A 7283-nucleotide genomic window follows, 5' to 3' on the forward strand; every position below is an offset into this window, starting at 1 on the left:
CGTGCGCCTGACATTCCGGATGTGACGGCTTCGAGTGCCGCGATAGTGGGCGCTTTGACATGCCCGGCAGTAGGAATGCAGCCCGTCGAGGTTGCGAGCCGAACAATTGAAATCGCTGCGAGGTTTCTCGCAGCCGCAGCGGATGCACGCCTTCACGGCGCTACACAAACCTGTACTCCCGACAACGCGCGGATGGGTGTTTGTGAACGACGGGTGCCCGACGGTGAACTCTGAGTGACACCTCCGCCGATCGCGTCGTTTCCGTAGGGCGGCGGGTCGCCGACCCCCGACACTGGTGCCGTGACCGACACTCCCGTCCCGGGTAGTCAAGTGCAGTGGACACGCTTCGCGGCTCTCGGTGACTCCATCACCGAAGGCTGGTGCGACCCGGTCATCGGGATGGGCGAGCCGTGGTTCGGCTGGGCCGACCGGCTCGCCCTCGAGATCGACCGCCATCAGCAGGCTCAGGGGGCTCCGCGCCTCGAGTTCGCAAACCTGGGGGTGCGCGGGCGCCGGGTGAGGCACGTCGTCGAGGATCAGATCCCCGAGGCGATCGCGATGCGCGCCGACCTCGTCTCGGTGCTCATCGGCGGCAACGACCTGAGCGCCCTGCGGCCCGACCCCGACCGGCTCGCCGCCGAACTGGAGACCGGGATCGCGCAGCTCGCCCGCAGCGGAGCGACAGTGCTGCTCGCCACGGCTTACGACCCCGGGTTCTCGCCGTACCTCCGCATGCTGCGCGGTCGGGCGGCGGTATTCACCGCCAACGTGCACGCGATCGCTGCGAAGCACCGCTGCCGCGTTCTCGACCTGTGGACCATCCCGGGACTCGCCGATCGGTCGATGTGGTCAGAGGATCGGCTGCACCCTTCCACTCGCGGCCACCTCGCGCTGCTGAACGCTGCGGCATCCGCCCTCGGCCTTCCCGCCCCAGCCGACGCCGACCCCGGAGTGGGAACCCGACTGCCGACGAGCGTGTGGTTCCGACGGCATGCGCTGCCGTGGATCGCCCGGCGCGTGCGTCAGGTGTCGAGCGGCGACGGTCGCGGCCCGAAGCTGCCGGTGCCGACTCCCGTCGGAGTCAGCAGGCCAGTCGGGGTCCGCGCCCGCGATTAGACTCGCGGAATGCCCTCCAACCCGGATCGTCTCGTCTGGATCGACTGCGAGATGACCGGGCTCGACCTCAGCGTCGATGAACTCGTCGAAGTCGCTGTGGTGATCACCGACTACGAGCTTGTGCCTGTCGACCCGGGCTTCCGCATCGTCATCAAAGCCGATCAGGCCGTGCTCGACCAGATGAATGACATCGTGCGCACCATGCACACGACGAGCGGGCTTCTCGCCGAGATCCCCGATGGCGTGAGCCTCGCCGACGCCGAATACCAGGTGAACGAATACATCCTGAAGTTCGTGCCGGATGCGCAGACCGCGCCGCTCGCCGGTAACACGATCGGCACCGACCGCGCCTTCCTCGCGAAGTACATGCCGCGCGTCGACTCCCACCTGCATTACCGCAGCGTCGACGTCTCGAGCATCAAAGAGCTGGCCCGGCGCTGGTTCCCGCGCGTCTACTTTCAGTCGCCCGCCAAGGCCGGCGGTCACCGCGCCCTCGCCGACATTCTCGAGTCGATCCGCGAACTCGACTACTACCGTCGCGCCCTGTTCGTCGCACCGCCCGGCCCCACCTCAGAGCAGGCGCAAGTCGCCTCAGCCGAGACGGTGGAGGCGTGGCGTTCCTGGGTGTCGTAAGATCGACGGGTTGCGCATGCAACGCATGGCGGTCGTAGCTCAGTTGGTAGAGCGCTGGCTTGTGGTGCCGGATGTCGCGGGTTCAAGTCCCGTCGGTCGCCCCAATTTTCCACATCGGGTCATGAATACCTTGCCCTCGGCCGACGCCGACCTCGAGTCTGAGGTCGTCGTCGCGCCGGACGTACCGTGGGTCACCATCGTCTGGAACGATCCGGTGAACCTCATGTCGTACGTGACCCACGTCTTTCGCACCTACTTCGGGTTTCCGAAAGAGGAGGCCGAGAGACTCATGCTGCAGGTGCACGAGAACGGTCGCGCCGTCGTTGCGACCGGCCCGCGCGAAGAGATGGAACGGCATACCGAGGCGATGCACGAGTACGGCTTGTGGGCCACTGTCGCCAAGGCGAGCGACGGATGAGGGTGTCGCGCACGAGCGAGCACATCGTGCTCGAGTTCGCCGACGGAGAGTCGGGCGTGCTGCGCTCCCTCGTCGATCAGTACCTTGAGGTAGTCGGAACCGACTCGGGCGCGGACCCGTCGCACGAGCGACTCTTTCCGGTCGCCTAACACGACGATGCTCCGGCCGCCGAAGAGTTCACCCGTTACACCCGCGCGGGCCTCGTCGATCGCAAGGCCGCGAACGCCGCGCAGGTGTCACTCGCTCTCGACGAAGAGACGGTGCGCCTCTCGCCCGAGGCGGCCGAACGTTGGCTTCCGCTGCTGACTGACCTGCGGCTGGTGATCGCTGACCGGATCGGCATCCGTACCGACGACGACGAGGTTCCCGACACCCCGGCCGGCGAGGTCTACGCCTGGCTTGGCCACCTGCAGGAGTCGATGGTCACGCTGTTGGATGACGCTGCGTTGGAGGAGCAGTGAGCCTCGAGCTGACCTCCAAAGAGTTCGAGAAGATCGTCATCGATGAACTCGACGAGCTGCCCGACGAGATGGTCGACGGGCTCGAGAACCTGGTGTTCGTGACCGAAGACCGCCCCGAGGACGGCTCGCTCGACCTGCTCGGGCTCTACGAAGGGGTCGCCCTCACCGAGCGCGACCGCTACGGATTCGGCGAACTGCCCGACCGGATCGTGCTCTACCGCGAGCCGCTGCTCGCCATTGCCGAGACTCTCGACGAGTTGCGCGACGAGATCCACGTCACCCTCGTGCACGAGATCGCGCACTACTACGGCATCGATGACGACGAACTGCACCGATTGGGTTGGGCCTGACGTCAACCATTCGCGTGGTCTCGCGCGTCGATACCGTGAAGCATCATCCTTAGGAGGAATCCCCATGCCCCAGCGTCACCTGCTCACCAGCACCCTCGCGGCCTTCTCGCTCCTCGCGCTCGCCGCCTGCACGGTACCCGGTTCGGGTGACGACGGCACGGACACGAGCACCGACGGCTCCTCGGGAGCGTCGGGTGATGTCGCCAGCTGCCTCGAGGGCAACTGGAGCCTCGACACCGCAGATCTCGCCGGGCAACTGCAGGCATACTTCGTCGAGAACGGCACCCCCGTCACCTCGACGACGCAAGACGGCGCTGTGACACTCGACGTCGACGCCGACACGATGACCTTCGAGTCCGGCGTCACCTTCACGATGACGGCCGTGACCGAGGGGCTGACGATGGTCATCGCTCAGGACCAGGCGGGGATCAGCACCGGTGCCTGGACGGTCGAAGGCGACGACGTCGTCTTCTCCGACTGGGATAACGGCATCACGATCACCAACACCATCACGATCGGTGGCGAATCCGTCGGTGACTCCATGGAGTTGCCCGCCGACACCGGTGCGGGTGTACCGATGACGGTCAACTGCGACGGCGACACGCTGACGACCAAGCCCGACGAGAGCCCGTTCACGAGTCGGTGGTCGCGGATCGGCTGACGCCGGGCGCTACTCCTCCGGCGATAGGTCGGCGCGGAAGACGATCTGGCCGGTGCGGCCGTCCATGATCGCATCGGCCAGAGCGTCGGGCCGTTCGCGAGCGAAGAACGCCTGCTCCTGGGCCGCCCAGCGATCCCAGTGCTGGTGGTAGGTGGCCCCATCGCGAGCGATCGCCCGACGCTTGCGCTCCACCTGGTCGAGGCGGATCCACACGCCGAACGTCGCAAGCTCACGATTGTCGCGACTCATGCATCCTGAGCCCTCGATGACGATGTCGCGCTTCGCGTTCACCTTGTGCCAGCTGTCTGGCTGGTTGCGCTTCCAGTCCCAGCGGCGATAGCCCGGGTTCTCTGGGGCGAGCACGCCCCGCACCATGGCGCTGCCGACCTCGAGCCCACCCCACCCCGGGTAGAAGGCATCAAGGGCGACGTGCTGCGCCTTGAGGAGGTAGGCCAGCTCGGTCGCGAGTGTCGTCTTGCCCGAGCCGGAGTGCCCGTCGATGAGCACGACGAGACGGGATGCCCCCTGGGCGGTTGCGGATGTGCGGAGACGCTCCGCCAATACCTCGCTCGCGCGAGGCAAACTCCCTCGTGCCATGCATCGAGATTATCGGTCGTCGTGCAGCCAACTCGACACCCCGATCGGGTGTCGAAGACTTCAGGCCAAAAACCGCGCGATCCGCTCGTCGGCGGGATTCGCACGCAGCTCGGGCAGGGTGCCCGCCTGCACGAGCCGCCCCGCGTCGAGAATGCCGATGCGGTCGGCGATGACACCCGCCTCATCGTGGTCGTGGGTCACCATGATCGCGGTGACGCGCGCCGCCCGCAGGATGTCGCGCAGCTCCCCGGCGAGGCGCTCGCGCAGCTCCCGGTCGAGTGACGAGAGCGGCTCATCGAGCAGCAGTAGGCGGGGGGATGCGGCGAGCGACCGGGCGAGCGCAACCCGCTGCTGCTCGCCCCCCGAGAGGTCGGTCACCCGGCGCTCCTCGAAACCGGAGAGCCCGACCATGTCGAGCAGCTCCGCGACACGCTTCGCTATCGGTGGTTGAGCAGCGCCGGAGGCGCTGGGCCCACGCCGCCCGTTCAGGGCGGTGGGGAGCGAAACCCGGGCGATCCGCAAGGCGTAGCCGACGTTACCCGCGACGTCGAGATGCGGAAAGAGCTGTCCATCCTGAAACATGAGGGCGAACCCGCGTTTGTGCGGCGGAATCCGCATCACCGACTCGCCGCCCCACCGGATGTCGCCCGCGCACGGCTCGAGCCCGGCGATGGCGCGCAACAGGCTCGACTTGCCACTTCCCGACGGCCCGAGCAGGGCGAACACCTCGCCTCGCGGGATCGCCAGGCTGACAGCATCCACCGCCGTCACGTCGCCGAAGCGCACCGTCACAGCATCCAGACTCAGGCCATGAAATCCCAGCCCCATCAGAACGCTCCCGTCGTGTCGACCCGCAGCCGTTCGACGAGCGCGACGACGGCCACGCACACCACTGCGAGCACTACGGATGCCGCCGCCGCCATCCCCGCATTGTCTCCCCCGGGCAGGCCGATCAGCCGATAGATGATTACCGGGAGCGTCGCGGCGTCGGGCCGGGAGAGGAATGTCGTCGCGCCGAACTCGCCGAGCGCGACGGTGAACGCGAGTCCGGTTGCGGCGAGCGCCGCACGCCCGGCAACGCCGAGGTCGATCGTCAGGATCACCCGCCAGGGGGCGGCCCCGAGAGTCGCAGCGGCTTCGCGCATCCGGCTGCCGACGCTGCGCAGCACCGGCAGCAGCGTGCGCACGACGAGCGGCACAGCGACGAGGGCTTGCGCGATCGGCACCAGCACGGGCGACGTGCGCAGGTCGAGCGGCAGGGAGTTGAGGGTGATGAGGAAACCGAATCCGACCGTCACCGCCGAGACCCCGAGCGGAAGCATGAGCGCACCGTCGAGCAAGTCGAGCCCGCGGCGCGCGTACGGGGAGCGGGGGGCGCGCGCGAGCAGGACGCACGCCACGAGTCCGACGAGCATCGCGACCCCGGTCGCCGCGGCCGCGAAGCCGAGGGAGTTCCCGAGCGCCTGCCATGGGGTGACGGCGAGGGCATTGCGGCTTCCGGTCGACGCGAGGGCGAGGTAGTTGCCGACGCTCCACTCCCCCGCGACCCGGAGCGACCGTTCGACCAGAGCGGCGAGCGGCACGACCAGGGCGAGCGCGATCAGCACCGTCGCGACGATGACCGGTGTGTCGGAGCGGCGCGGGCGGCGGGTCGCGAAGGACCTGTGCTGAGCGGTCGTGCTGCGCCGCACCTTCGCCGTGAGCGCCAACAGAAGCAGCACGACGAGGATCTGCGCGACGCTCAGCACGCTCGCCGCCCGCAGGTCGAGGAACTGCGTCGTCAGCAGCCAGATCTCGGTCTCGATCGTCGCGTACTTCGCGCCACCCAGGACGAGCACCGTGCCGAAGGCGGTGGAACAGAACAGAAAAACGATGGAGCCGGAAGCCGCGACACTCGGAGCGAGGCGCCGCAGGGTGATGGTGACGAACACCCGCACCGGCCCGGCCCCGAGTACGCGCGCGGCTTCCTCCTGGCGCGGGTCGAGGGACTCCCAGGACACCGCGACCGTGCGGGCGACGACGGCGACGTTGAAGAACACCAAGGCGGCGAGGATCGCCACCACCGAGCCGTCGAGCGGAGTATCCCGCAGCAGCGCCCGGAACGCGATCCCCACGACGACGGTCGGCAGCACGAACGGCACGAGCACCGCCGCGCGCAGCACCCCACGCCCGCGGAACCTCAGCCGCGACAGCACGTAGGCGACCGGCATCCCGAGCACCAGGGTGATCGCCGTCGCGGCCGCCGCCATCCCGATCGTGAAGCCGATGATCCGCACCGTGCGCGGCCGGCTCAGCACCTCGACGATGCCGGCGATGTCGAGGACACCTTCGGGAAGCAGCCCCCGCCCGACGATCGTCGCCACCGGCCACGCGAAGAACACGCCCACGAAGGCGAGCGGCAGCGCCGCGGCGAGGATCCACGGCATCCACCCCCCGATTCGTGCGAATTGACGGTTCATGCTGCCTCGGAGCGCCAATTCGCACGAATCGAAGGGGTCAGGATGCTCACGGGGTCGCGATCGCCGCCCATTCGGTGATCCAGCGCTCGCGGTTCGCATCGATCTCGGCGGGGTCGATCTCGTAGGGGTTCTCGGCGATCTCGGCGTACTCGGCCCAGGTCGCGGGCAGGGTCGCGTCGGCGTTCACCGGGAAGACGTACATGTTCTCGGGGATGTCGTTCTGCACGACGGTCGAGAACAGGAAGTCGACGAGTTGCCGGGCTTCGGCCGGATGCTCGGTGCCCGCGATCACCCCCGCGTACTCGGTCTGCCGGAAGCACGTGTCGAGCAGCACCCCGGTCGATCCGGGCGGCACCTCGACGGGCGGCGACGACGCATACGACACGACGAGCGGCCGGTCGCCCTCGCTCGACGGACCCGAGAAGTCGACGTAGTACGCGTCGCTCCACGATGCGGCGACCTTCACCTGGTTGTCGACGAGCGCCGACCAGTAGTCGTACCACCCGTCGCCGTAGGCGGCGATCGTCGCGAGCAGGAACGCGAGCCCCGGTGACGACGAGTTCGCCGCCTCGACGACGAGCAGTCCCT

10 protein-coding genes, 1 tRNA gene and 1 pseudogene are annotated in these 7283 nt (G+C 68.1%); 8 read left to right on the forward strand and 4 right to left on the reverse strand.

Going from position 1 to position 7283, the window contains the following annotated elements; translation table 11 throughout:
• Positions 1 to 300 precede the first annotated feature (300 nt).
• The 8 genes and pseudogenes from RMO30_RS12805 to RMO30_RS12840 all read left to right on the forward strand — a co-directional run bounded on the left by RMO30_RS12805 (position 301) and on the right by RMO30_RS12840 (position 3639).
• A complete protein-coding gene (locus RMO30_RS12805; protein ID WP_309714175.1) occupies positions 301 to 1116 on the forward strand; it encodes an SGNH/GDSL hydrolase family protein in 816 nt (271 codons plus the stop codon).
• 9 nt (positions 1117 to 1125) lie between these two features.
• Positions 1126 to 1749: an oligoribonuclease gene (gene orn / locus RMO30_RS12810; RefSeq protein ID WP_309714177.1), complete on the forward strand. Its 624-nt coding sequence runs from the start codon at positions 1126 to 1128 to the stop codon at positions 1747 to 1749.
• A 28-nt stretch (positions 1750 to 1777) separates the two neighbouring features.
• Positions 1778 to 1853 (forward strand) — tRNA-His (locus RMO30_RS12815).
• A 17-nt stretch (positions 1854 to 1870) separates the two neighbouring features.
• Positions 1871 to 2167 carry an ATP-dependent Clp protease adapter ClpS gene (gene clpS / locus RMO30_RS12820; protein ID WP_309714179.1) on the forward strand — a complete coding sequence of 99 codons (297 nt, stop codon included), beginning with the start codon at positions 1871 to 1873 and terminating at the stop codon, positions 2165 to 2167.
• A 2-nt stretch (positions 2168 to 2169) separates the two neighbouring features.
• Positions 2170 to 2316, forward strand: a complete 147-nt coding sequence (locus RMO30_RS12825; protein WP_309714181.1) for a hypothetical protein — start codon at positions 2170 to 2172, stop codon at positions 2314 to 2316.
• A gap of 15 nt (positions 2317 to 2331) precedes the next feature.
• Positions 2332 to 2628: pseudogene (locus RMO30_RS12830) on the forward strand (DUF2017 family protein); the annotation flags it as partial.
• A 68-nt stretch (positions 2629 to 2696) separates the two neighbouring features.
• On the forward strand, positions 2697 to 2978 hold the full coding sequence (locus RMO30_RS12835; protein WP_397427940.1) for a metallopeptidase family protein: 282 nt from the start codon (positions 2697 to 2699) through the stop codon (positions 2976 to 2978).
• Positions 2979 to 3042: 64 nt separating this feature from the next.
• Positions 3043 to 3639 (forward strand): hypothetical protein, encoded by a 597-nt coding sequence (locus RMO30_RS12840; RefSeq protein WP_309714185.1) that lies wholly within the window; start codon positions 3043 to 3045, stop codon positions 3637 to 3639.
• Between the two features lie 9 nt (positions 3640 to 3648).
• On the opposite strand, the gene RMO30_RS12845 is transcribed toward RMO30_RS12840, so the two are convergent.
• The 4 genes from RMO30_RS12845 to RMO30_RS12860 all read right to left on the reverse strand — a co-directional run.
• Complete coding sequence (locus RMO30_RS12845) at positions 3649 to 4236, reverse strand: AAA family ATPase (RefSeq protein ID WP_309714187.1); 588 nt, start codon at positions 4234 to 4236, stop codon at positions 3649 to 3651.
• A gap of 60 nt (positions 4237 to 4296) precedes the next feature.
• Positions 4297 to 5064, reverse strand: a complete 768-nt coding sequence (locus RMO30_RS12850; protein ID WP_309714189.1) for an ABC transporter ATP-binding protein — start codon at positions 5062 to 5064, stop codon at positions 4297 to 4299.
• A complete protein-coding gene (locus tag RMO30_RS12855; RefSeq protein WP_309714191.1) occupies positions 5064 to 6695 on the reverse strand; it encodes an iron ABC transporter permease in 1632 nt (543 codons plus the stop codon). The genes RMO30_RS12850 and RMO30_RS12855 overlap by 1 nt, the downstream gene beginning before the upstream one ends.
• Before the next feature lie 46 nt (positions 6696 to 6741).
• Positions 6742 to 7283, reverse strand: a 542-nt coding sequence (locus tag RMO30_RS12860) for a thiamine ABC transporter substrate-binding protein (RefSeq protein ID WP_309714192.1), incomplete at its 5' end; no start/stop codon positions are given.

The sequence above is a fragment of the Pseudolysinimonas sp. genome (genome assembly GCF_031389465.1).
Lineage (GTDB): Bacteria > Actinomycetota > Actinomycetes > Actinomycetales > Microbacteriaceae > Pseudolysinimonas_A.